At 57.3% G+C, this 24,713-nt stretch carries 19 protein-coding genes; 13 read left to right on the forward strand and 6 right to left on the reverse strand.

Translation table 11 applies throughout. From position 1 onward, the window contains the following. Positions 1-123: 123 nt before the first annotated feature. A complete protein-coding gene (locus tag WNE31_RS00495; RefSeq protein ID WP_349977623.1) occupies positions 124-5,553 on the forward strand; it encodes an alpha-2-macroglobulin family protein in 5,430 nt (1,809 codons plus the stop codon). Then, positions 5,553-7,595, forward strand: coding sequence for a penicillin-binding protein 1C (gene pbpC / locus WNE31_RS00500; RefSeq protein ID WP_349978237.1), 2,043 nt, complete (start codon positions 5,553-5,555; stop codon positions 7,593-7,595). The genes WNE31_RS00495 and pbpC overlap by 1 nt, the downstream gene beginning before the upstream one ends. Positions 7,596-7,654: 59 nt before the next feature. Here pbpC and WNE31_RS00505 read toward each other — a convergent pair whose 3' ends face one another. After that, positions 7,655-8,830, reverse strand: a complete 1,176-nt coding sequence (locus tag WNE31_RS00505; RefSeq protein WP_349977624.1) for an acetyl-CoA C-acyltransferase family protein — start codon at positions 8,828-8,830, stop codon at positions 7,655-7,657. Positions 8,831-8,957: 127 nt separating this feature from the next. On the opposite strand from WNE31_RS00505, the gene WNE31_RS00510 reads away from it, so the two are divergent. From WNE31_RS00510 to WNE31_RS00525, 4 genes are all read left to right on the forward strand, one after another. Beyond that, on the forward strand, positions 8,958-9,521 hold the full coding sequence (locus WNE31_RS00510; RefSeq protein ID WP_349977625.1) for a helix-turn-helix domain-containing protein: 564 nt from the start codon (positions 8,958-8,960) through the stop codon (positions 9,519-9,521). 102 nt (positions 9,522-9,623) lie between these two features. Continuing rightward, positions 9,624-10,811: a glycine C-acetyltransferase gene (locus WNE31_RS00515; protein ID WP_349977626.1), complete on the forward strand. Its 1,188-nt coding sequence runs from the start codon at positions 9,624-9,626 to the stop codon at positions 10,809-10,811. A gap of 11 nt (positions 10,812-10,822) precedes the next feature. Beyond that, the gene (tdh, locus tag WNE31_RS00520) at positions 10,823-11,848 is read left to right on the forward strand and encodes an L-threonine 3-dehydrogenase (protein WP_463407413.1); all 1,026 of its coding nucleotides are present in this window, start codon (positions 10,823-10,825) and stop codon (positions 11,846-11,848) included. Positions 11,849-11,898: 50 nt separating this feature from the next. Continuing rightward, complete coding sequence (locus WNE31_RS00525) at positions 11,899-12,855, forward strand: PLP-dependent cysteine synthase family protein (protein ID WP_349977628.1); 957 nt, start codon at positions 11,899-11,901, stop codon at positions 12,853-12,855. Positions 12,856-13,107: 252 nt separating this feature from the next. Here the strand turns inward: WNE31_RS00525 and WNE31_RS00530 are convergent, their stop codons facing one another. The 3 genes from WNE31_RS00530 to WNE31_RS00540 form a co-directional block, all read right to left on the reverse strand. Continuing rightward, positions 13,108-13,836: a metallophosphoesterase family protein gene (locus WNE31_RS00530; RefSeq protein ID WP_349977629.1), complete on the reverse strand. Its 729-nt coding sequence runs from the start codon at positions 13,834-13,836 to the stop codon at positions 13,108-13,110. 93 nt (positions 13,837-13,929) lie between these two features. Then, positions 13,930-15,525 (reverse strand): phosphoglycerate dehydrogenase, encoded by a 1,596-nt coding sequence (gene serA / locus WNE31_RS00535; RefSeq protein ID WP_349977630.1) that lies wholly within the window; start codon positions 15,523-15,525, stop codon positions 13,930-13,932. 93 nt (positions 15,526-15,618) lie between these two features. Beyond that, positions 15,619-16,764 (reverse strand): phosphoserine transaminase, encoded by a 1,146-nt coding sequence (locus WNE31_RS00540; protein ID WP_349977631.1) that lies wholly within the window; start codon positions 16,762-16,764, stop codon positions 15,619-15,621. Positions 16,765-16,992: 228 nt separating this feature from the next. On the opposite strand from WNE31_RS00540, the gene serB reads away from it, so the two are divergent. Next, the gene (gene serB, locus WNE31_RS00545) at positions 16,993-17,865 is read left to right on the forward strand and encodes a phosphoserine phosphatase SerB (protein ID WP_349977632.1); all 873 of its coding nucleotides are present in this window, start codon (positions 16,993-16,995) and stop codon (positions 17,863-17,865) included. 53 nt (positions 17,866-17,918) lie between these two features. Here serB and WNE31_RS00550 read toward each other — a convergent pair whose 3' ends face one another. Then, positions 17,919-18,896 carry an asparaginase gene (locus WNE31_RS00550; protein ID WP_349977633.1) on the reverse strand — a complete coding sequence of 326 codons (978 nt, stop codon included), beginning with the start codon at positions 18,894-18,896 and terminating at the stop codon, positions 17,919-17,921. Positions 18,897-19,077: 181 nt separating this feature from the next. Between WNE31_RS00550 and WNE31_RS00555 the strand changes: the two genes are divergently transcribed. The 5 genes from WNE31_RS00555 (at position 19,078) to WNE31_RS00575 (ending at position 22,855) form a co-directional block, all read left to right on the forward strand. Continuing rightward, the gene (locus WNE31_RS00555; RefSeq protein WP_349977634.1) at positions 19,078-19,605 is read left to right on the forward strand and encodes an invasion associated locus B family protein; all 528 of its coding nucleotides are present in this window, start codon (positions 19,078-19,080) and stop codon (positions 19,603-19,605) included. Positions 19,606-19,736: 131 nt separating this feature from the next. Beyond that, a complete protein-coding gene (locus WNE31_RS00560; RefSeq protein ID WP_349977635.1) occupies positions 19,737-20,741 on the forward strand; it encodes a Hint domain-containing protein in 1,005 nt (334 codons plus the stop codon). A gap of 71 nt (positions 20,742-20,812) precedes the next feature. Further along, on the forward strand, positions 20,813-22,006 hold the full coding sequence (gene rlmN / locus WNE31_RS00565; RefSeq protein ID WP_349977636.1) for a dual-specificity RNA methyltransferase RlmN: 1,194 nt from the start codon (positions 20,813-20,815) through the stop codon (positions 22,004-22,006). Between the two features lie 124 nt (positions 22,007-22,130). Then, the gene (locus WNE31_RS00570; protein WP_349977637.1) at positions 22,131-22,514 is read left to right on the forward strand and encodes a hypothetical protein; all 384 of its coding nucleotides are present in this window, start codon (positions 22,131-22,133) and stop codon (positions 22,512-22,514) included. A gap of 131 nt (positions 22,515-22,645) precedes the next feature. Then, a complete protein-coding gene (locus tag WNE31_RS00575; RefSeq protein WP_349977638.1) occupies positions 22,646-22,855 on the forward strand; it encodes a hypothetical protein in 210 nt (69 codons plus the stop codon). A gap of 6 nt (positions 22,856-22,861) precedes the next feature. Here the strand turns inward: WNE31_RS00575 and WNE31_RS00580 are convergent, their stop codons facing one another. Continuing rightward, on the reverse strand, positions 22,862-23,698 hold the full coding sequence (locus tag WNE31_RS00580; protein WP_349977639.1) for an LOG family protein: 837 nt from the start codon (positions 23,696-23,698) through the stop codon (positions 22,862-22,864). Positions 23,699-23,875: 177 nt separating this feature from the next. On the opposite strand from WNE31_RS00580, the gene dapD reads away from it, so the two are divergent. After that, positions 23,876-24,703 carry a 2,3,4,5-tetrahydropyridine-2,6-dicarboxylate N-succinyltransferase gene (dapD, locus tag WNE31_RS00585; RefSeq protein ID WP_349977640.1) on the forward strand — a complete coding sequence of 276 codons (828 nt, stop codon included), beginning with the start codon at positions 23,876-23,878 and terminating at the stop codon, positions 24,701-24,703. Positions 24,704-24,713: the final 10 nt, after the last annotated feature.

Here is a 24,713-nt window from a genome sequence, read left to right on the forward strand (position 1 = left end):
AAATAATCTCGTCAGCACGTTCCGCGTTCTGAGTGAAAATCTGCTTAATTTTCGGTCGAGGGTGAATCGTTGCCACGGCGTATCCGGACATGCCACCATGCAAGTATAGCCGAGGAGTTTATTATGCGCTGGATTCTTGCCGTTCTGACTGTTGTTTTCGCGTCCCAAATTTCTTTTGCCAGCGAAAGCTATATCCCAGAGCGGCGGGCGATCATAAGTCAAGACGTGGATTTCTATGGATCCGACCTGGCGAATATTTTCGATACCAGTTTTTCTGCATGTCGGACGGCTTGCTTGAACAATCCGGAATGCAAGGCCTTTACCTTCAACGCACGCTCGAATGCCTGTTTCCCCAAAAGCGAAATCAGCGACAGACAACCCTATGAGGGTGCGCTTTCGGGTGAGATTCTAGCGGCTTCGAAAGACCTCCTTGACAATGCGCCAAGCCGCGCCCTAGAGCTGGATTTTTTGCTCAAACCGGACCTGACCCGCGCCAAAGATCAGGCTAAGCAGATTGGACGTTTACACTCTGGCGGACCATGGACCACCAAGGCGATGCTCGACGCGGCCCGCGATCGGCAATCCCAAGGTGACACGCTCCATGCCATGCGGTGGATCGGAGGGGCCGTTGGTAAATCGGACAAGAGCGACCTCTGGCTGGAGTACGCGCGTCTGAATCAAGACCTTGCGCGTCAGAACAACAATGATCGCGCTAAGTATCAGGACCGCGCTTTACTGTCAGCAATCAATGCCTATCTGCGCGCGCAGAAAGATGCCGAACGGGTATCTGCCCTTGCTACTATGGCAGAGCTTCTGGAAACCGGCGATCGGGGCCGCGCGGCGTTAAGCGCGTTGCGGCTGGCCGAGTCGATCCAACCCCGGCGCGATATTCAAACGGCGCTGGAACGCGCCGTGGCAAAATACGGTTTCCGGATTTCAGAACATCGCACGGAGAGCAACCTTGCAAACCCACGCATTTGCGCTGAGTTCAACGAACCTCTTGTCAAAGCCGGAATCGACTACGCCACATTCGTGCGCTTACCAGACCAGAGGCTCGCCGTTGAAGCCAAGGATCGCGATATTTGCATCGAAGGTGTGGAACACGGAGGCCATTACACGGTCACCTTCCGGCGAGGCTTGCCAGCTGCCAGTGGCGAGACACTGATCAAGGACATTGAACTGACAATGTATGTGCGGGACCGCAAGCCCGCGGTGAAATTCCCCGAGCGCGCCTATGTCCTGCCGCGCAGCGCCGATGCCGGCCTACCCATCAAGACCGTCAACACCGATTCAGTTGACCTGACCCTCGATCGTGTGAGCGACCGCAACATTCTGCGCACAATGCAGGAAAGCTATTTCGGCAATCCACTAAGCGGATGGCAAATCCGAAATTTTCGCAGTGATGTGGCTGAAACGGTGTGGAAGGGCGAGGCTGATATCGGTAATGATCTGAATAAGGATATCACCACGCGCCTGCCTCTTGGGGATGTCGTGACCGGAATGCCACCGGGGGTCTATGCGCTGACGGCCGATCTGCCCGGCGCCAACGAATATGACGAAACCAGCACGACACAGTGGTTTGTGTTGTCCGATCTGGGCGTCACCACACTATCAGGCGGAGACGGGTTGCATGTGTTCGTACGCAGCCTTGGCACCGCCGAGGTCAAACAAGGCAGCAAAGTCACCCTTTTCTCACGTGGCAACCGGGTTCTCGGCAGTGCCACGTCTGACGCTGACGGATATGTCCGTTTTGACCCGGGCCTGACGCGCGGCACGGGCACGGCTGCTCCAGCGCTTGTAACCATTGAAAACGGGGACGATTTTTCATTTCTGTCTTTGACGGATGCCGCTTTTGACCTGTCCGACCGCGGTGTCGAGGGACTGCCTCCCGCGCCGCCCGTGGATGTTTTCCTGGCAACGGATCGCGGGGCCTATCGCGCCGGCGAAACGATTTTTGCCACCGCTCTGGTTCGAGACGAAAAGACGCGCGCCATTTCGGGCTTGCCAGTGACCACGATCCTGACCCGACCGGATGGGGTTGAATATAGCCGACACGTTTCGCAAAGCGACAGTGCAGGCGGGCATGTCTTCCAGATTCCGGTGGGCCAGACCGTGCCGCGAGGTACTTGGACACTTTCCGTGAAATCGGATCCGCAGGCCCAAGCGCTGGCAACTCAGAAAGTACTCATCGAGGACTTTTTACCAGAACGTATCGACTTTGAAATGTCATTGCCAGATGGTGCCATTCCGGCGCAATCGCCCCGCGTACCCCTGACCGTTTCCGCCCGCTACCTGTTTGGAGCGCCCGGTGCCGGTTTGAATGTAGAAGGCCAGATCACACTGCGCGCCCGCGACCATGTTGAAGGGTACGATGGGTACGTTTTCGGGCGATACGATGAGCGCCTTTCCCCCCGGAACGATTTTTTCGGAGGGGAACAAACCGACAAGAACGGCGTTGCAGAAATCAACCTAACCCTGCCTGAGATCGACCAGAGTGGATTGCCCCTCGAGGCGGAGATCATAACACGCGTTCTGGAAGGGTCCGGTCGTCCGGTCGAGCGCCGCATGACCCATCCAGTCGAATCCTCTGGCCCTATGATCGGGATCAAACCCCTTTTTGAACACGTGGTCCGTGAAGGCACGGAAGCGCGCTTTGATCTTATTGCACTAGCTCCGGATCTTGCTGCCGCGCCCATGCGAGTGCGCTGGACGGTGAACCGGGTCGAAACACGGTATCAGTGGTACAACCTCTACGGCAATTGGGAGTGGGAACCCACGACGCGCAGAACCCGAGTTGCAGGCGGCGAGGCCATGCTGGGCCAGCAACCTGTCACAGTTTCCGCGCCGGTGGAGTGGGGGCGTTATGAGGTTATCGTAGAACGTCTTGATGAAACCTATGTCAGCAGTTCCTCGGACTTTTACGCGGGTTGGTATGCCCCTGCGGATGCGACAGAAACCCCTGACACGCTTGAACTATCATTGGACAAGTCGACCTATCGCAGCGGTGAAAAAGCGACTCTGCGCATCGTGCCACGGTTCAGCGGCACCGCCCTTGTGACCGTGATGTCAAACCACTTGATCGCCATGCAGGCCGTCGAAGTGTCAGAAGGCGAGAACCTGATTCCGCTGGATGTAACCGACGAATGGGGCGCGGGGGCCTATGTGACGGCATCCGTCATACGGCCCTCAGACGTGTCCGCGGGACAAAACCCAGCGCGCGCGTTGGGGCTGAGCTATGCCACGATCGACCCTGATGAAAAGCAACTCTCAGTCACCCTCGATGCCTCGGAAAAGATGGTGCCAAAAGGCATTCTGGACGTCTCCGTTCAAGTGGACGGAGCCAACGAGAACACGTTTGTGACACTGGCCGCGGTGGATGTAGGTATTCTGAACCTCACGGCATTCCAAAGCCCGAATCCCTCATACCACTACTTTGGTCAACGCCGTCTGGGTATGGAAATCCGTGACATCTATGGCCGCCTTATTGACGGACTAAGCGGGGATATGGGCAACATTCGCTCTGGTGGTGACACCGGCGCTGGAGCACAGTTTCAATCCCCACCCCCGACCGAAGATCTTGTCGCCTTCTTTTCCGGCCCTGTACGCGTCGCCCCGGATGGCAGCGCCAATATCCAATTTGATATCCCGGAATTCAACGGCACCGTACGCCTGATGGCCATCGCATGGAGCGATACAGCCGTCGGACAGGCGGACCGCGAGGTGTTGGTCCGCAACCCGGTGGTCGTGACAGCCAGTGTACCGCGTTTCCTTGCACCTCGCGACACAAGCCGCCTTTTACTTGAAATTACACATGCCGACGGACCAATTGGCCGTGTCGGACTGGATGTGACCGCAACGGGCGTATCCATCGACACGGCCGTGGTACCCTCGGGCGTTGATATTGCAAAGAGCGGCACCACGCGCCTGTCAGTTCCCTTCCAAGCAAACGAGGTCGGGGATCACGAGATCCGCATCGTGCTGACCACGCCTGATGGAAAACAATCGGTCAAAACTCTGTTGATGCCGGTCCGTGCCAATGACCCTGCCATCAGCACAACGCAACGCCTTACGCTGGCTGCTGGGGATACGTTCACGCTGGATGACAACCTGTTCGCCGACCTGCGGGACGGAACCGGCCAAGCCGTGATTTCGGCCGGTGCCCTTGCGCGTTTTGACGTGCCCGGGCTGTTACAGTCGCTGGATCAATACCCCTATGGCTGTACCGAACAGGTTGTCTCCAAAGCCCTGCCCCTTCTGTATTTCGAACAAGTCAGCAGCGCACTGGATCTTGATAATCCTCAAAAGGTGCCAGAGCGGCTCAAAGACGCGCTCTCCGTGGTCCTGAGCCGACAATCCGGAAACGGCGCCTTCGGACTTTGGTACCCTGACTCGGGTGATTTCTGGCTGGATGCCTATGTCGGAGATTTCCTGTCCCGCGCCAAGGCAGAAGGATATACAATCCCGGATCATGCGTTCCGCGCGACCCTCGATAACCTTCGAAACCGAGTTAATTATGCCCCTGATTTCGATCTGGGTGGCGAAGATATTGCCTATGCCTTGATGGTTCTGGCGCGCGAAGGGGCCGCGAATATGGGCGACTTGCGCTACTATGCCGACGTCAAGGCCGACGCCTTTGCTACGCCACTGGCCGCTGCGCAACTCGCGGCCGCTCTTGCGTTCTATGGTGACCAAACGCGTGCCGACCGCATGTTCCGCATAGCTGCGCAGCATCTCGAGGCCGATTGGGATCGTCCCAAAACGCCTGTTTGGAGGTCGGATTACGGAACGCGTCTTAGAGATGCGGCCGGTTTGCTGGCACTTGCCGTCGAGGCGGGCAGCGACGCCGTGGACCGCAATTATTGGGGGGAGAGTATTGTCCACTTGAACGCCCCCCTGTCCACGCAGGAGTCCGCATGGTCGCTACTGGCGGCACATGCCCTGATCACCGATCCAGCAACATCACAGCTGAGTGTCAACGGCACCAAAGTTGACGGCCCTCTGATTCGCGCCATGGCCAACGCTGTGGCATCGACGCCCGCGCGGATCCACAATGAAGGGACCAAAGATACCGCTTTGACCCTCACCACGATCGGTGTGCCCGATTACACGGTTGATGCCGGAGGCTACGGCTATCGGATCGAACGCAACTTCTTCACGACAGAAGGTGCCGTATTGGCGCTGGAAGATCTCAGGGTCGGAGATCGTTTTGTCACTGTGTTGAAAGTTCTTCCAGACTCTCAGGTCGGAGCACGATTGATGGTAAACGATCCGCTGCCTGCTGGCTTCGAAATCGACAACCCAAACCTGCTGACCTCTGGGGATATCCGCGAACTCAACTGGCTCAAACTGGCCAATGCCCAAAATGCCGAGTTCCGGTCGGACAGGTTTCTTGCCGCAGTGGACTGGCGCTCGGACCAGCCGTTTGAGCTGGCCTATATCGTGCGCGCGGTTTCACCCGGCGAATACCACCATCCGGCTGCTACCGTCGAAGATATGTATCGGCCCCAATTCCGCGCCCGCACCGCCGCAAGCAGGGTCAAGATTGTCGAGTGATGCGTCGCTATGGGCTCTTCATAAGTGTTGCGCTTCTCTTTGCTTTTGCCGCAGGACACGATGCGTTTGACCGGTGGGTGGACAAGACCGAACTTCCCGCGATCGCAGCCGAAACCTCGGCCGAGGTGCGCGATCGTCATGGTCAACTGCTTAGGGCATATACGACGAAGGACGGTATTTGGCGGCTTGGTGCATCCCCAAATCAAGTGGACCCCGAATTCATCAAACTTTTGATCGCGTACGAGGACAAGAGGTTTTGGTCACACCAAGGGGTAGACACTCTCGCAATGGCCCGCGCCTTCGGCCAGGCGGTCTGGAATGGCCGGGCTGTTTCAGGCGGCTCGACCCTGACCATGCAGGTCGCGCGGCTTCTTGAAAATAGCGGCACAGGGCGCTGGCAAGGGAAACTCAGGCAAATACGTCTGGCCCTCGCACTTGAGCGTTCGCTTTCTAAAGACCGGATCCTTGAGCTTTACCTTACGCATGCGCCCTATGGAGGGAACCTTGAGGGGATCCGCGCTGCCACTTTGGCGTGGTACCAAAAGGAACCCGCGCGCTTGACCACGGCGCAGGCGGCCTTTTTGATCGCGCTACCCCAGAGCCCGGAAACCCGACGCCCCGACCGTAATCCCGAAGCAGCGATTGCTGCACGAGATCGCGTTTTGGCGCGACTGCTCAAACAGGCGTACATTGGGATTGATGCGATAGCGGGCGCAGGGACCGAAGCTGTTCCCGCGAGAAAAGCCGCATTCCCAAAACTGACTGCGCATCTTTCCGATAGGGTTACGCGGTCTGCACCAGAACGCACGCGACATCACCTGACGATAGACGGATCGCTTCAAGGCAAACTGGAAGCGCTGGCAACCCACACGATGTCCAGCAAGCAGGCCCAGCTGTCGATTGCGATTCTGGTTGCAAATCATCAGAGCGGAGAGATCCTCGCCAGTGTCGGCTCGGCGGGATATTCGAACAACGACCATCGCGAGGGGTTTGTGGACATGACCCAGGCAGTGCGCTCACCGGGGTCGACACTCAAACCGCTGGTTTATGCGATGGGGTTTGACGATGGGCTTGTGCATGCGGAAACGATGATCGACGACCGCCCTGTACGTTTCGGAACTTATGCGCCCCAGAATTTCGATGGCGTGTTTCGCGGCGAATTGCGTGTCGCCGAGGCGCTGCGTCTTTCGCTGAACATTCCGGTTGTTCTCTTGGCCGATCAGATCGGGCCCTCGCGCATCATGGCGGCGATGCGCAAATCTGGCGCGCAGCCTCGACTTCCCTCAGGCAAGGCCGGTCTGGCGATGACCCTTGGGGGAATCGGCATAACGCTTGAAGATCTGGTGCAGCTTTATGCCATGCAGGCCCGCGGCGGGGTGCCGGTAGAGTTGTTTTCGCAGATCGAAGCCAAACCACAGCCGCAGCCTCGCGTTTTGAGCCGGTCTGCCGCGTGGCAGATCGGTCATATCCTTGGCGGCATGCCCCCTCCCGCAGGGATGCCGCGGAACCGATTAGCCTATAAGACAGGCACCAGCTATGGCCACCGGGATGCCTGGGCCGTAGGCTATGACGGAACTCATGTGATCGGTGTCTGGCTCGGTAGGCCGGACGGCACGCCCGTTCCGGGCGCCTTTGGCGGTGATATTGCAGCGCCGGTCCTGTTCGAGGCTTTCCAACTATTGAAACCCCGACTTGACCCTCTTGGACCTCCGCCACCCGAAACACTCTTGGTCAATACAGCCGCACTGCCGAAACCGTTGCAAAGGTTCAGAGGCCGTAACGCCGTATTCACATCCGCCGCAGACGGCCCCGAAGTGACGTTCCCGCCGGACGGCGCGCGGCTTAGTTCCGCGCGTGAAGGGATAACTGTAAAAGTCAGGAACGGCACATTGCCTTATTCGATCTTGTCGAATGGACGGCTTGCGGTCACGGGGGTGCATCACCGCGAGGTTGTCTTGCCCGATCCCGGCAAAGGCGCTTCGACATTTACGATCATTGATGCCAGCGGCAAATCAGACCGGATTTCAGTCTGGATCGACTAGCTTCGTGAAAAAGGGCCTGCCATTTGAAGGCAGGCCCCCAATCTTCAAATTGGCCTTGCTCAGATGCGCTCGATCGCAATCGCAATACCCTGACCACCACCAATGCACATAGTGATCAACGCCTTGGAGCCGCCAATACGCTCAAGTTCGTACAGTGCCTTGACGGTGATGATAGCACCGGTCGCGCCAACAGGGTGGCCCAGCGCGATTGCGCCGCCGTTAGGGTTTACCTTGGCTGCATCCAGACCCAAGCCCTTATTCACAGCCAACGCCTGCGCGGCAAAAGCTTCGTTTGACTCGATGACGTCAAAGTCAGACAAGGAAAGGCCGGTTTTCGCCAGCAGGTTTTCCACCGCGGGCACCGGGCCGATGCCCATCACTTCGGGACGCACACCTGCATGGGCATAGCCCAGCACGCGTGCTTTAGGTTTCAAACCCGCTTTCTCAGCCGCTTCGGCACGTGCAAGAACAATCGCCGCCGCGCCGTCATTGATCCCGGACGCGTTGCCGGCCGTCACGCGACCGTCTTTCTTGAAAACCGCGCGCAGCTTGCCAAGCGACTCCATGGTCGATGCCGTGGGGTGTTCGTCTGTATCAAACGGTACCATATCGCGTCTGACCTTTACCTCGACCGGGACGATCTGGCTCTTGAAATGGCCCGCTTCGATGGCCGCCGCGGCCCGCTGTTGCGAGGTCAGGGCAAACTCGTCCATTTGCGTGCGGGTGACGTCATGTTCGTCGGCGACATTTTCAGCGGTGACGCCCATGTGTCCGGTTCCGAACGGGCAGTTTAGCGCCCCAAGCATCATATCGAGCGTTTTGACGTCGCCCATTTTCTGACCCCAGCGTTGGGCCTGCATGATATAGGGCGAACGGCTCATGCTTTCAGCCCCGCCAGCAAGTGCGAAATCGGCATCGCCCAACATTAGCGATTGTGTGGCCGAAACGATGGCTTGGGCGCCGGATCCGCAAAGGCGGTTCACGTTCATCGCCGGAGTGGTGTCGGGGATACCCGCGTTCATGGCCGCAACACGGCTTAGATACATGTCGCGCGGTTCGGTATTGATGACATGTCCGAAGACAACCTGACCGATTTGCCCACCTTCGACACCCGAACGTTCCAGCGCGGCTTTGGCCGCCGTGGCCCCCAGATCAATCGGCGCAGTCCCGGCAAGCGAGCCACCGAATGTACCGATGGCGGTGCGCGCACCATCCAGAATAACGATATCCGACATAAGTTCCCTCCAAAGAATCTCTCAGTGTTTCCACCCTAGCGTTCCGCTCTGAGGCCACAAGACCGCATAATCACGCATGACGCGGCGTGCATTGACAGGAACGCCAGAGCACAGCAGGAATGAGAGGATGAATACCGATATCCAAATCCTCGACCTTTTGCCGACCCGCCTGAAAGAAGCACGGCGCGCACAAGGATTGTCTCTTGATGCCGTGGCAAAGCTCTCTGGTGTTTCGCGCTCGATGGTGAGCCAGATCGAACGCGGCGAATCCAGCCCGACCATTGCGACCCTGTGGAACCTGACCCGGGCGTTGCAGGTGGATTTTGCGGGCCTTCTAGAAGATGGCACGGCGCAAGATCGGATCGAATTGCTGCGTGATGCTGATGTGCCAACAATTGAAAATCGCGGCCTAGGGTGTCGCATTCGCATCCTCTCTCCTCCGGAAGAAGCCGGGAAACACGAAGTCTATGAATTGGTTCTGGACGAGAATGGTCTTCTCGAAAGCCAGGCGCATGCCCGGGGCGCGCGTGAACAGCTGAGTGTCATTGAAGGTCGGATCGAAGTGGTGTCAGGTGCCTCTCGGGACGTCCTGAATGCTGGCGACACCGCACGTTATTCTGCCGACGTGACGCATAGTATCCGCGCCCTCAAAGATGGGGCACGCGCCTTTCTGATCGTGCAGAACGCTTAAGCTCAAATTCCCCAATAACGGATATTTTCCGAAATATGGGATTCTTCTATTTTGGAAACCTCTCCGTTATGGTAGAAAGCCTCCAGAATCGTGGAGGTGATCATGTCTGAATCCTTTTTGAAAACAGTCTCTCGAACGCTAGCCCTGATTGACTCCGAGGGGCTGATGAAAACCGAGCGCATGATCACCTCTCCCCAAAGTGGCGAAATCATGGTTGGGGACAAGCAGGTCATCAATCTGTGTGCCAACAATTATCTCGGCCTTGCAGACAATCCGGATTTGATTGCGGCGGCCCAGGCATCAATGGGCCCCAAAGGGTTTGGGATGGCTTCTGTCCGCTTCATTTGCGGCACGCAGGACATCCACCGTGACTTGGAACAGAAGCTCGCAAAGTTTCTGAACAAAGACGATGCAATCCTTTTTGCAGCGTGTTTTGACGCCAATGGTGGCCTGTTCGAACCCCTCTTGGGGCCCGAGGATGCTGTGATCTCGGACAGCTTGAACCATGCCTCCATCATCGACGGTATCCGCCTTTGCAAGGCGAAACGCTATCGCTACCTGAACAACGACATGCAGGACCTTGAAGCCTGGCTAAAACAGGCGCGCGCCGACGGTGTACGCAATATCATGATCGCCACGGACGGCGTGTTCTCAATGGATGGCTATCTTGCAAACTTGCCGGAAATCACCCACCTCGCTCGCAAATATGATGCTGTTGTCATGGTCGACGATTGCCACGCCACGGGATTCATGGGGCCGAACGGCGCCGGAACACCTGACCATTTCGGGGTGGATGTGGACATCCTGACCGGCACCTTGGGCAAGGCTCTGGGCGGGGCCATCGGCGGATATGTGGCGGGTCCACAGCCAGTGATTGACCTGCTGCGCCAAAGGGCGCGCCCTTACCTTTTCTCGAACTCTCTGCCGCCCGCCATCGTTGCGGCAGGTGTTGAGGCCCTGCGATTGGTTGAAGAAGGGGCCGAAATGCGTGCCCGTCTGTTTGAAAACGCGCGTTACTGGCGCAATGGGCTGGAAAAGCTGGGCTTTGAAATTCTGCCCGGCGAACACCCGATTATCCCTGTTATGCTGGGAGAAGCCCAGCTTGCGCAGGATATGGCGGCACAGCTTTTTGAAGAGGGCGTCTATGTCAGCGGCTTCTTCTTCCCCGTCGTGCCCCGCGGCCAAGCCCGCATTCGCACCCAGATGAGCGCCGCCTTGAGCAATGCAGACCTCGATCGCGCCCTTACCGCATTTGCCAAGGTTGGTCGCGCTTTGGGGGTGATCCAATGACCAGAAATACGATGAAAGCTTTGGAAAAATCGAAACCGGAAGAAGGGCTGTGGATGGTTGAGGCCCCGGTTCCCGAGATCGGCCCGGAGGACGTGCTGATTCGTGTGAAACGCACTGGGATCTGCGGCACCGACATCCATATCTGGAACTGGGATGACTGGGCCTCCGCGACTGTTCCGGTTCCGATGATCACTGGCCACGAATTCGCAGGTGAGATTGTCGAACTTGGCCGCAACGTGGACGGGTTGACGATCGGGCAGCGCTGTTCAGGAGAGGGCCACCTCGTTACCCATGACAGCCGCCAGAGCAGGGCTGGTAAATTCCATCTGGACCCTGGCACCCGAGGGATTGGCGTCAATGAACAGGGGGCATTTGCCGAGTACCTACGCCTTCCTGCCTTTAACGTCGTGCCCCTGCCCGACGAGATTCCCGACGAGATAGGGGCCATTCTGGATCCGCTGGGGAATGCCGTTCATACCGCGCTCAGCTTTGATCTGCTGGGCGAAGATGTTTTGATAACTGGCGCAGGGCCCATCGGGATCATGGCCGCCGCGGTTGCGCGACATGCGGGCGCACGAAACGTGGTGATCACAGATGTGAACCCCGACCGTCTGGATCTTGCCGCTCATGTTGTTCCGTCGGTGCGGACCGTCGACGTGTCCCGTGAAGATCTGCACGACATCATCCCGGAACTGGGCATGTCGCAAGGTTTCGATGTTGGGCTTGAAATGTCCGGTAATCAAAACGCCCTCGATCAGATGATCGATGCGCTTGTGATGGGCGGCAAGATCGCTCTTCTGGGTATCCCGCCGGGGACGTCGCCGGTCGACTGGTCCAGCATCGTGTTCAAGGCCATCACCATCAAAGGCGTCTACGGCCGCGAAATGTTCGAGACATGGTACAAGATGATCGCCATGTTGCAGAATGGGCTGGATGTCTCGCGTGTGATCACCCACAGATTTCCTGCGGCGCAATTCCACGAAGGATTTACCGCAATGAAGTCGGGTCGTTCAGGAAAGGTTGTGCTCGACTGGTAGCCGGTGCAGCCTACCGCGAACAGGTACTTTCAGAGGGCCGAGAGGCGGATATGGCACTAGCTTCAATCGTTGATGCAATTGGGAAAACTCCTTCAGTCTGGCTTGACCGGATGGTCGCGGCACGTGGGCTTGAGGGACGCATACTGGCCAAGCTTGATTATCTGAACCCCGGGTTCTCCAAGAAGGACCGCGCCGCTAAGGGGATTATTGATGCAGCTGAATCCGAAGGCACCCTGAAACCTGGCCAAACCGTGGTAGAGCTGACCAGCGGAAACATGGGGACAGGGTTGGCCATTGTATGCCGGCAGAGAGGATATCCTTTTGTGGCGGTGATGAGTCGTGGCAACTCTGTCGAAAGAGCGCGCATGATGGCGGCGATGGGGGCAGAGGTTGTTCTTGTGGATCAGTTGCCCAACTCTTCGCCGGGACAGGTTTCTGGCGGCGACCTTGCCGAGGTGGAGAAAGTGGCGCAAACCCTTGTGCAAGACAGAAACGCCTTTCGCGCCGACCAGTTTCATCACTTTGGAAATGCAAAGGCCCATTTTGAAACGACAGGGCCGGAAATCTGGAATGACAGCGACCAGTCTCTTACCGCGTTTGTCGATTTTGCAGGTTCGGGCGGGACATTTGCAGGAACGATCGCAGCACTGCGATCCTTTTGCCCCGAAACCCGAGGCTATGTCCTTGAGCCCGAAGGCGCCGCTGCCTTATCCGGCGCGCGGGTCACCAACCCCAATCACCCGATCCAGGGCGGCGGATACGCGATGCCGCAGCTTTCGTTCCTGGCGAACACTGCCGTGGACGGATACCTGACGGTTGATGGCCAGACGGCACAGAACACAGCGCGGGCACTTGCACTGGAAGAAGGTATTTTTGGTGGCGTCTCTGCCGGCGCGAATGTAGCCGCCGCGCTGGATCTTCTTGCAGGTCCAGAGCGCGGCGGAACAATCGGTGTCACGATTTGCGACAGCGGATTGAAATATCTGTCCACAGATCTTTGGGTCTGATGGTCAATCCTGTCTACTCTGGAACAGGGTAGAATCCCCGAGTCCGGCCAACAGACGTACCAAGCCCTGCATTGAATTTTCATTCATACTACGTTGCCGCCTATGGACAGGGTCGGCACCCTGCCAGACCAGTTTTGGATTAAGCATTTTGTCACCCCTTCAAGTTGGGGCCCCCACAGCGCCAAGTATGGATCAATAACCCTTACCGAAAGGTAAACGGCATGCCGTAAAATCTTTAGAATTTGTGACACATTAGGGAACAAGGGGGGTGCGACCCGCATCTCCCAGTGTCCAGCACGCGCGCCCCTCGAACACGGCCGCCGTGATCGGACGGTTATAGCCCGCACCAGAATCCAGGTTGATACGATTGCCCATGTGAACCGCTGATTGCCCTGGCGTGTGACCATGTACAACCAGCCAGGGATGCGGGTCCGTATAGTTCAAGAAGTCATGCCGGATCCAGCACATGTCGTCTTCGGTTTGTTCGTCCAGCGGAATCTCAGGACGAATGCCAGCGTGCACAAACAGCAGATCTTCGAGAAGCACATAGGGCGGAAGATCTGCCATGAATTTCTGATGGGCATCCGGAATAACGTCGCGCGCGACGGGGTGGATCTGAAAATATCTCGCATTTTCAGGGATGTCGATTCCATATGACGCGAGCGTGGTTTTGCCCCCGATGCGGTCGTTGAACCAGTCAAACCCCAAAAGAACTTGCGGGTCCGGGCGCGGTTGGTCCTCGAGGAAATAGGAATACATCCGGTCATGGTTGCCACGCACTACCGACCAGTTTCTGCCCGCTGCCATGCCCTTGAGCAACAGGTCGATAACCCCGGCACTGTCCGGCCCCCGATCCACGAGATCTCCCAAAAACACGACCTTGGCATCGGAGCCACCGTCTTTTTCGATCCGCTCAAGGGCACCTTCCAGCATCCCTAACTGACCATGTATGTCACCAACGGCGTAGATCGGATTGCTCATATTTTATGCCCACTTCACTGCGTCACCTGTGAATTAACGCAAAAACGCCGCCCCGGCGAGGGGCGGCGCTTCAAAATTCAAACCTGAATGGGATCAAGAGACATCAAAGGCCAGCGGCTTGACCTGACGGAACATTCCCGTCTTGCAAAGCTTGTCGATGATCGGTGCCGGAACCGGCGCATCGACATACAGTAGCGCGATGGCTTCACCGCCGACATCCGCACGGCCAAGGGTAAAGTTGGCAATGTTCACGCCGTTTTCGCCCATGGTCTGACCCAGCGTCCCGATGATGCCCGGCACGTCTTCGTTTGTAGTATAAAGCATGTTGGCACCGACCTCGGCGTCAATGTTGATGCCCTTGATCTGGATGAAGCGCGGCTTGCCATCCGAAAAGACAGTACCCGCAACCGAACGTTCACGCTTGTCAGTGACGACGGTGATTTTGATGTACCCCTCAAACGCGCCCGACTTGTCCTGGTTGGTGGTCGAGATCTGGATGCCACGTTCCTTGGCAACGACAGGGGCCGACACCATGTTAACGTCAGGGTTGGCTTTCTTCATGATACCAGCCACCACCGCACAATTCAGCGCGGCGAGGTTCATTTCCGAGACAACACCGTCATACAGGATGTTGATGGCCTTGATCGGCTCATCCGTCATCTGCCCGCTGAACGACCCAAGGTGGTCTGCCAGCTTAATCCACGGCCCCATCACCTTCGCCTCTTCTGCGGTAACCGAAGGCATGTTCAGCGCGTTTTCAACAGCGCCGGTCAACAGATAGTTCGACATCTGCTCGGCCACTTGCAGGGCCACGTTTTCCTGAGCTTCGGTGGTGGCGGCGCCAAGGTGTGGGGTGCAAACCACGTTGGGCAGGTTGAACAGAGCGTTTTCCTTGGCGGGCTCTTCCGAGAACACGTCAAACGCCGCGCCAGCGACATGGCCGGATTTCAGCAGCTCTGCGAGGGCTTCTTCGTCAACCAGACCACCGCGGGCACAGTTGATGATGCGCACGCCTTTCTTGGTCTTGGCGAGGTTTTCCGCCGACAGGATGTTAGCGGTCGCCGGGGTGAAGGGCACGTGCAAGGTGATGAAATCGGCGCGGGCGAGGAGATCGTCGAGTTCAACCTTTTCGACGCCCATCTTGTTGGCCTTCTCTTCGCTGAGGAAGGGGTCATAGGCGATGACCTTCATCTTAAGGCCACGGGCGCGGTCGCAGACGATGCCGCCGATGTTGCCGGCACCAATGACGCCGAGGGTCTTGTTGGTGAGTTCGACACCCATGAATTTCGACTTTTCCCACTTGCCCGCATGGGTCGACGCTGAAGCCTCGGGAATCTGACGCGCCACGGCGAACATCATGGCGATGGCGTGTTCGGCGGTGGTGATCATGTTGCCGAAGGGCGTGTTCATGACGATCACGCCTTTTTTCGACGCGGCCTCCTTATCGACGTTGTCGGTGCCGATGCCGGCGCGACCTACCACTTTGAGGTTGGTGGCGGCTTCGAGGATGGTCGGGGTGACCTTGGTGGCCGAGCGGATGGCAAGGCCGTCATACTGGCCGATCACTTCGGCAAGCTTGTCCTTGTCCTTGCCGAGGTCAGGCATGAAGTCGACGTCAATGCCGCGATCGCGGAAGATCTGGACGGCGGTTTCGGACAGTTTGTCGGATACGAGAACTTTGGGGGCCATGGTAGTGGTCCTTTTGGAATGTCGGGAAGCGGTGCGTGAGATCACGCACCCTACGGGGTTGTGGTAGGGTGCGTGCTTGCACGCACCTTGGTCTCAGGCTTGTGCTTCGATTTCGGCTTCAAAGGCCCATGCGAGCCAAGGCAGCATGGCTTCGATGTCCGCAGTTTCGACCGTGCCGCCGCACCAGATGCGCAGGCCCGCGGGGGCATCGCGATAGGCGCCGATGTCGAGCGCGATGTTCTCGTTCTCAAGGCGCTTGGCGACGGCCTTGGCAAAGGCGGCGCCATCCTTGATGCGGTCATCGGTGAACTTGAGGCAAACGCTGGTGTTCGAACGGGTCGCGTCATCTTCGGCGAGGTTGGCGATCCAGTCATTTGCGTCGCAGAAATCGAACACGGCCTGTGCGTTGGCATCGGCGCGGGCGATCAGACCCTTGAGGCCACCGACCGAGCGGGCCCAGTCGAGCGCGAAGAGGTAGTCTTCGACGGCGAGCATCGAGGGGGTGTTGATGGTGGCGCCGGTGAAGATGCCGTCGATGAGCTTGCCACCTTTGGTCAGGCGGAAGATTTTCGGCAGCGGCCATGCGGGGGTGTAGCTTTCCAGACGTTCCACAGCGCGGGGGCTGAGGATCAACATGCCGTGGGCCGCTTCGCCGCCCAGAACCTTCTGCCAGGAGAAGGTCGTCACATCGAGCTTGTCCCAGGGCAGGTCCATTGCGAAGGCGGCCGAAGTGGCGTCGCAGATGGTCAGGCCTTCGCGGTCATCCGCGATCCAATCGGCGTTGGGGACGCGCACACCGGCGGTGGTGCCGTTCCATGTGAAGACAACATCGTTGTTGCAATCGACCGAAGCGAGATCAACGATCTGGCCGTAGTCGGCGGTTTTTACCTCGGCGTCGATCTTGAGCTGTTTCACCACGTCGGTGACCCAGCCAGAGCCGAAGCTTTCCCATGCCAGCATCTCGACCTTGCGTTCGCCCAGAAGCGACCACAGGGCCATTTCGACCGCGCCGGTATCCGAGGCGGGAACGATGCCGATCTTGTAATCAGCGGGGATGCCCAGAACTTCGCGCGTGCCTTCGATCGCGGCCTTCAGCTTGTCCTTGCCAATGGCGGCACGGTGCGAGCGGCCCAGAGCGGCGTCGGCGAGTTTGGTGACATCGAATGTGGGGGGTTTGGCGCAGGGGCCAGAGGAAAAACGCGGGTTTGCCGGCCGCGTTGCCGGTTGTTCAATAGCCATGAATGCTACCCTTCCAGATAAGCGCCCCTCGTTGGGGAGGGGTGTCCCACGGATGGACATAGGGCCATTGGTCTGACGGCACAAGTCAGAAAATGTCACATGTGCGACGGTTCAAAAATCAAAACCGACGGAAAAAGACGCCTATAGGAAACTTGCGAAACCCGATCTGAAACACTGGTCACAGATCAACCTGTTTGCTAGGAGCCTCCCGACTCAAAGGAGACACAGATGTTTAACGCAATCTTGCTTACCGCCCCCGCGTCCCGCTCGCTTGACCCTGCGCTGGTCGACTCTCTGCGCAATGCCTGGGGTGGAGGGGATGCGGTCTGGCTCGCGCCGGATGAAGCTGCCGAGTTTTCTCTGGATGTCATGCCAGAGAACCGTTGGGTTGTCTGGGAAGACCTACAAAAGATGGGAGTGGACCTTGTGATCATTCCGGCTGACGGTCGCAGAAAGAAAATGCTTTTGGCCGACATGGATTCCACCATGATCCAACAGGAATGCATCGACGAACTAGCCGAAGAGGCCGGGGTCGGGGACCGTGTCAAGGACATTACCGCCCGCGCCATGAACGGCGAACTGGATTTCGAGGGCGCCCTGACTGAACGAGTTGGTCTTCTGAAAGGTCTTGATGAATCTGTTATCGCCAAGGTTCTGTCCGAAAGAATTACATTCATGCCGGGCGGTGCGACCTTGCTGGCCACGATAAAGGCGCAAGGGGCCTATGCTGCATTGGTCTCTGGCGGCTTCACGGCCTTTACATCAAAGGTGGCGACGGAACTCGGGTTCGATGAAAACCGCGCCAATGCGCTGCTTGTCGAAAACGGAAAACTTACCGGCGATGTGGGCCGCCCGATCTTGGGGCGCGAGGCCAAGGTGCAGGCTCTTGAAGAAATCACCGAACGCCTTGGCATTGCACATGCCGATGTCATGGCTGTGGGCGATGGGGCGAATGACCTCGGGATGCTGCAACTGGCAGGGGCGGGTGTGGCGCTTCATGCCAAGCCGTCGGTCGCCGCAGAATGCGATATCCGCATCAACCACGGTGACCTGACGGCCCTGCTTTATATTCAGGGCTATGCAAAATCCGAATTCGTCTAACAGAAGTGCTTTGCTGGCGAAAATCGGCCAGACACGCCCTTACGTCGCGTTGATCACATAAATCCTTCTGCAGGTTTCATGCGCCCCGTTACGAGACCGTCCCAGTTCTGGATGGGCCCGTTGATATATTTCTGGGCAAGAGGATGCGTTGCCCCCAATACCCCCAGTTTCACCAGAATAGCCGCAATCGCGCATTCCGCGCCCCGAGTGCCTCCGTCGACGATTTTCAACGACACCCCCAGCTTCTTCTCGGGAATGATGGCGATGAAGTAGGCCTCGGCACCAGTCTTGACAGCCACCTTGCTGTCCATGGCGCGCATCAAATCGGTGCATGCGCGACCCTCTCCCGCCACAAGTTCAGGATAAGTGGTCATCGCTCGGGTCAGTTTGGCCGCGGCAGACTCGCGAAGGTTTCCATCCGGATTCGCACTGGCAAAAAAAGCCATGGCCCGTGCCATACCATGCATCGTCGTGGCAAAATTCGGCGCCGAGCATCCGTCGATCCCATAGCCGGGCGTTTCCTCTTGGGTCACTTCCTCGAACACGGCTTTGACGGCTTTTTGAACGGGGTGATCAAGGTCGACATAATCTGGTCCTGCTTTAAGGTATTTGGTCAGCGTCAAGAATCCCGAATGCTTGCCGGAACAGTTGTTGTGATAGCGGCAAACGGGTTTGTCTTCTTTGATCAGCTCGTTACGTGCTGCAATGTCGCGTGGTTCCTGCGGCCCACAGCAGAAATCATCATCCGACTTTCCGAGATCCCGAAGCCACGCACGCACGCGCGAAGAGTGAATTTCTGCGCCATTGTGGGATGCACAGGCAAGGGCCAATTGTTCATCCGTCAAACCAGCATCCGCTGCCGCGCCACTTTCGAGCAAAGGCAGGGCCTGCAGCATTTTCGACGATGAGCGCGGCAAGACAACTGCATCGGGATCACCCCATGCCTCGACAATCTGTCCCGCCGCATCACAGACCACCGCGTGGCCGTGATGCATGCTTTCCAGAAAAGGCCCGCGCCAGATTTCGACCATGGGAACCGCCTGCGCCATGTTTTACCTTTCGATCAATGGGCAAAATTGTGCCAACGGGTCTTTTCCCATCTGGCCAAATCAGGCTAGTATGATTGTATCGAGATGAAAACGCCCCGGTCAAAAAAACCACGAACGATGGGAACCGGGCCACTGAGGCAATCACAGCTTGGAGGCTGTACATATGGGATCACGTTTCGTGAGCATTCTTGCCGCGTCTGCCATGGCGCTGGCATCTGGTATCGCGCATGCGCAGCAAAGCAGCACAAATCAGGTCGCTGCCATGACGGACTGGAGCGTCTTTGAGGCCAAAGAGCCCCGTGAATGCTGGGCTGTCAGTACCGCGAAAGAAAGCGTCAACACCAAGGATGGCCGTGTGGTTGCGGTGCGCCGTAGCGATATCCTGTTCATGGTATTCTATCGCCCGACCGCGAATGTCAGCGGACAGGTCGGGTTTACCGGCGGATATCCATTTGCAAGCGGGTCCATGGTGGATCTGGAAATCGACGGCAGCAAACATGTTCTGATCACGGAAGGCGAATGGGCCTGGCCCGCGACACCATCGGACGACGCCAAGATCGTGGCCGCCATGAAGCGGGGTTCAGAAGCCAAGCTGACCGCGCGTTCGTCACGCGGGACAAAAACAGAAGATACCTTCTCGTTGCTGGGTTTCACTGCGGCTGTTGAGGACGCCGAAAAACGCTGCAAGTAGCGCACCCCTTTTAGTCCGCGCCAAAGCGGGCTGCTGCAGGTCACTGCCAGGACCTAAGATCGCCACATCGTCACCACTGGGGGAAACCGTTCGGAGCAACCGTCCGGTTCAAACCCTGTTGGAGGACGAGCATGCCAACCCCGGAAATCACCGAGATCAAGTATCGCGGCGCTGCCAGTGACGATTTCATCGAAGTGTCGATTGCACAGGGCACGGATGTATCGACGATCCAGATCGTCGTTTACCACCCCAATGGCAATATACGCTCTACCGACGGGATTGGTGTCTATCAGGACACCATGTTCGGCAAAGATGTGTACACGCTGTCGACAGGTGTTCATAAGAATGGGGCGGTCGCGCTTGTTCAAGATGGCATTCTGATCGACTTTGTGTCGTTTGATAGTGTTGTAACCCCCGCCACCGGACCCGCCGCCGGGGTGTCCTCTACCCAGATCGGATCCACCGGAAATAACCAGAATGAGTCGGTTCAACTGGATGGCGACGGATCCTGGACGACAGGCCCGATCAACGAAGGCTCCATCCCTTGTTTCCTATCGGGCACCTTGATCGCAACCAAGCGCGGCGAAGTGGCCGTCGAAAACCTGCGCCCGGGAGACCGCGTGGTCGTGCGCGATGGCGGCTTTGCTCCGATCCGGTGGATCGGGTCGTTCACCGCAGATGCCCGAGGCGCCAATTTCGAGGCAAACGCCCCGGTCTGCATTCCGAGAAGCGCCATGGGCCGCGGCGTTCCCGCGCGGGATTTATACATATCTCCCAACCACCGGATTTTCATGCAGGATGCTAGCTACGAGGTTTTCTTTTCGGACCGCGAGGTTCTGATTCCGGCCAAGCACCTGATCGGATGGAAGGGCATTAGGCAGGTCTCTTATGTGCCCCAACCAGAGTATTTCCACATCCTTCTTGATCAGCACGCGATCATTCTGTCAGACGGGCTGCTGACCGAGAGCTTTCACCCCGCCGGCGAAACCTTCGACCAGTTCGAACACGAGACCCGCGACGAAATTCTGCGAATGTTCCCCGAGCTTTTATCATTGGCCAGCAACGGGGATACTGCACGGCGCTGTCTCAAACGTTTTGAGGTGCCCCTTGCGCTGAGTGCGAAATCCGCCGCCTGAGCCTTGTTTTGTTTGCTTTTGCGACCAAATGGTGTATGCCACGCCTTTGATTTCGCAACAGGACCGATCCGATGACGACCAGCGCCCCTGTCACGCAGGATGTAATGACCATTCCGCGAAAATTGCCGGAAAGCGACAAGATCAACCTTGTCGGGCTGACGCGTGATGCCATGCGCACGGTGTTGATTGAAAATGGCACTCCGGAAAAGCAGGCAAAGATGCGGGTCGGCCAAATCTGGCAGTGGATCTACCAGTGGGGCAAACGTGACTTTGCCGAGATGACAAACCTGTCCAAGGCTTATCGCGCAGATCTGGCCGAAAAGTTCGTTATCCAGATTCCCGAAGTCGTCAGCAAACTGGTCTCTGAAGACGGTACACGTAAATACCTTGTGCGCATCGCGGGCGGACATGAGGTTGAAGTCGTCTACATCCCCGAAGACGATCGTGGAACCTTGTGCATTTCATCGCAAGTCGGGTGCACTCTGACCTGTTCATTCTGCCATACAGGGACCCAAAAACTGGTGCGTAACCTGACCGCCGGGGAAATTGTCGGGCAGGTGATGATGGCGCGCGACGACCTTGATGAATGGCCGGTGCCCGGGGCCCCCAAAGATGAAACGCGCCTGTTGTCGAACATTGTTCTGATGGGCATGGGCGAACCGCTGTACAATTTTGAAAACGTGCGCGACGCGATGAAGATCGCAATGGACCCGGAAGGAATTTCCCTGTCGCGTCGCCGTATCACGCTCTCGACCTCGGGTGTGGTGCCTGAAATTGCCCGCACCGCCGAAGAAATAGGCTGCTTGCTGGCCATTTCTTTTCATGCGACGACGGACGAAACGCGTGACGTTCTTGTCCCGATCAACAAGCGCTGGAATATTGAAGAGCTTCTGGCAGCGCTGGCAAGCTATCCCAAGGTGTCAAACTCCGAGCGGATCACCTTTGAATACGTCATGCTGGACGGTGTGAATGACACGGACGAAGACGCGCATCGCCTGATCGAACATATCAAGCGCCACAATATCCCTGCGAAGATCAATCTGATTCCTTTCAATGAATGGCCCGGATCGCCTTACAAGCGCTCGTCCAACAACCGCATCCGTGCCTTTGCCAATATCATCTACCAAGCTGGGTATGCCTCTCCGATCCGCAAGACCAGGGGCGATGATATCATGGCAGCATGTGGTCAGTTGAAATCGGCTACCGAACGCGCGCGGAAGTCTCGCAAGCAGATCGAGGCGGAAGCCGGCCTTTCTTCCAGCTAGGACAAACCGTCGGCATCTGATGACCCGGGCCAACTGAAAGAGAATTTCGGGTCACAAAACAGGTGTATATCGAGAAATTTCCGTTACCTTAGAGCCAAACATCCAGGTTCTGCGAGGTTACCCAATGACACGTCACCTAATGTCGATCGCCGCTCATCTTATCGGTAATGCGGCGGGCCTTTTGCTCGCCATGCTATTGCTTAGCGGTTTTTCGATCGACATCCTGTCCTTTATCATCGTTGTCGTGGTTTTCACCCTGATCGAGGTCGTGACCTCGCCTTTGATCAACAAACTTTCGGAAAAACGAGTTCCGGCGCTTAAGGGGGGGATCGCCCTCGCGACAACTTTTGTCGGGCTGATTATAACGGAACTTCTGATTTCCGGATTCACCATCGGTGGGATTGCCAACCTTCTGGCGGCGACCCTGCTTGTCTGGCTCGGTGCCGTTATCGCGGGCATTCTAATCCCAATGTTTCTTTTCAAGGAGCTCCGCGATCCCCGTAAATAGGCGGTCGATTGTTCGCGAATTGAGGGCAATCGCACCCTTTGCCCTCAATTTTTCACAATTCCGGTAAATTTCAGCCCCGATCAACAGTCAGTTTCTTAATTGTAAACAATGACTCATCAGAGGACTGAAAAATGGCACATGCAGATATCGGCGGCGCAATCATCGATAGCCCGACACTTGATCTGATCACACGAGAGCGCGCCAAAGCCCTGAGCCCGCGGGAATGGAAATTCCGGCTTGCGGGCTATGGCTATGCCATCAAGGATGTACAAGGCGCCCAGGTCGTCACCAAACTGCCCCAAGGCACCGAACTGGGCGTTTTGCCCGCGCACATCCACTAAGGCCGATCACCGACCCGGAATGACATCGCGCGGGGCACAATCGCCCCACGTATCGATAACTTCGATCGCCTCTTCTGAGGTTTCGACAAAACGGAACAGCTTGAGGTCATCCTCTGAAATGGTGCCGGCATCGGCCAGCGCCTCCCAGTTGATGATTTTCTCCCAGAAGGCGCGTCCGAACAGCAGGAATGGCACGCATTCCATACGGCCCGTTTGAATAAGCGTGAGGGCTTCGAACAACTCGTCCAGAGTGCCAAAGCCGCCTGGGAAAATGCAAATCGCCCGCGCCCGCATCAAGAAATGCATTTTGCGGATCGCGAAGTAGTGGAAGTTGAAACAAAGCTCGGGCGTCACGAACTCATTCGGAGCCTGCTCGTGTGGCAGTACGATATTCAGTCCGATGGACTTGCCCCCTGCATCGGCAGCGCCACGGTTTCCAGCTTCCATCACGCCCGGACCACCGCCCGTCACGATCACGTCCGTCTTGCCATCACTGCGTAGCGTCATGAGCCGCGCAAATTCACGGGCCTCGTCATAAAACCGCGAGAGATCTGCCAGAGTTTGGGTACGGGCTGTCTCTTTCTTCGCAGGTGCCGGAATGCGCGCACCTCCAAACATGACAATCGTGCCCTCGATCCCTTCCTCCATAAGCTCAAGTTGCGGTTTGTGCAGTTCAAGCTGCAAACGCACTGCACGCATTTCGTCCCTGCACAGAAAATCCTGATCTGCATAGGCCAGACGATAGGCCGGTGATCTGGTCTGCGGCGTATCGGGCACATGGCTTGCTGTGTCGCGATCGGTATGGGCGCTGGGCAGCGGGCTAAAACGGGGATGATTTTCCATCAACCTACCTTTTCTATCTTTGATTACCTCAAGAGGTAGAGAAGAAACCGGACCTTGACCAGTGACACCCTGATGACGCCAGTCGCCTGCCTTGACCTCACGACGCATTGCGCACTGGTCTGTGGGTGCCTATACCGCTAAACAACGTGAAATCCTGAGACTTCGGAGTCGAAAAACATGTCGAACGCCCAATTGGAAAAAGCCATCGAAGCCGCGTGGGACGCACGTGATACCATCACGTCCTCTACGGGTGGTGAAACACGCGAAGCCATCGAAGCCACACTGAACGCGCTGGACTCGGGCAAATTGCGCGTCGCTGAGAAACTGGAAAACGGTGATTGGCACGTCAACCAATGGGCCAAGAAAGCAGTGCTTCTCGGGTTCCGCATCAAGGATATGGAACATCAGGACGGCGGCCCCCAAGGAGGCGGCTGGTGGGACAAGGTCGACTCCAAGTTCAAGGGCTGGGGTGACCACGAATGGAAAGAAGCGGGCTTTCGCGCTGTGCCTAACTGCGTCGTGCGCAAATCGGCCTATGTAGCCCCCGGCGTGGTCTTGATGCCGTCTTTCGTGAACCTTGGTGCATACGTTGATGAAGGCACCATGGTCGATACCTGGGCCACCGTTGGATCTTGCGCCCAGATTGGCAAGAACGTGCACCTTTCTGGCGGCGTTGGGATTGGCGGTGTTCTGGAACCGATGCAGGCTGGACCCACGATCATTGAAGACAACTGCTTTATTGGAGCACGCTCGGAAGTTGTCGAAGGCTGTATTGTCCGCGAAGGCTCGGTTCTGGGCATGGGCGTGTTCATCGGCCAGTCGACCAAGATCGTAGATCGCGAAACGGGCGAAGTCATGTATGGCGAAGTACCTGCAGGGTCGGTTGTTGTGGCGGGCTCCATGCCTTCGAAGAATGGTGTGAACCTGTATTGTGCGGTCATCGTAAAACGCGTTGATGCACAAACCCGCTCTAAGACCTCAATCAACGACCTTCTGCGGGATTAAGCTCCGCCCT

This window comes from Shimia fortis (assembly GCF_040225985.1).
Classification (GTDB): domain Bacteria; phylum Pseudomonadota; class Alphaproteobacteria; order Rhodobacterales; family Rhodobacteraceae; genus Shimia.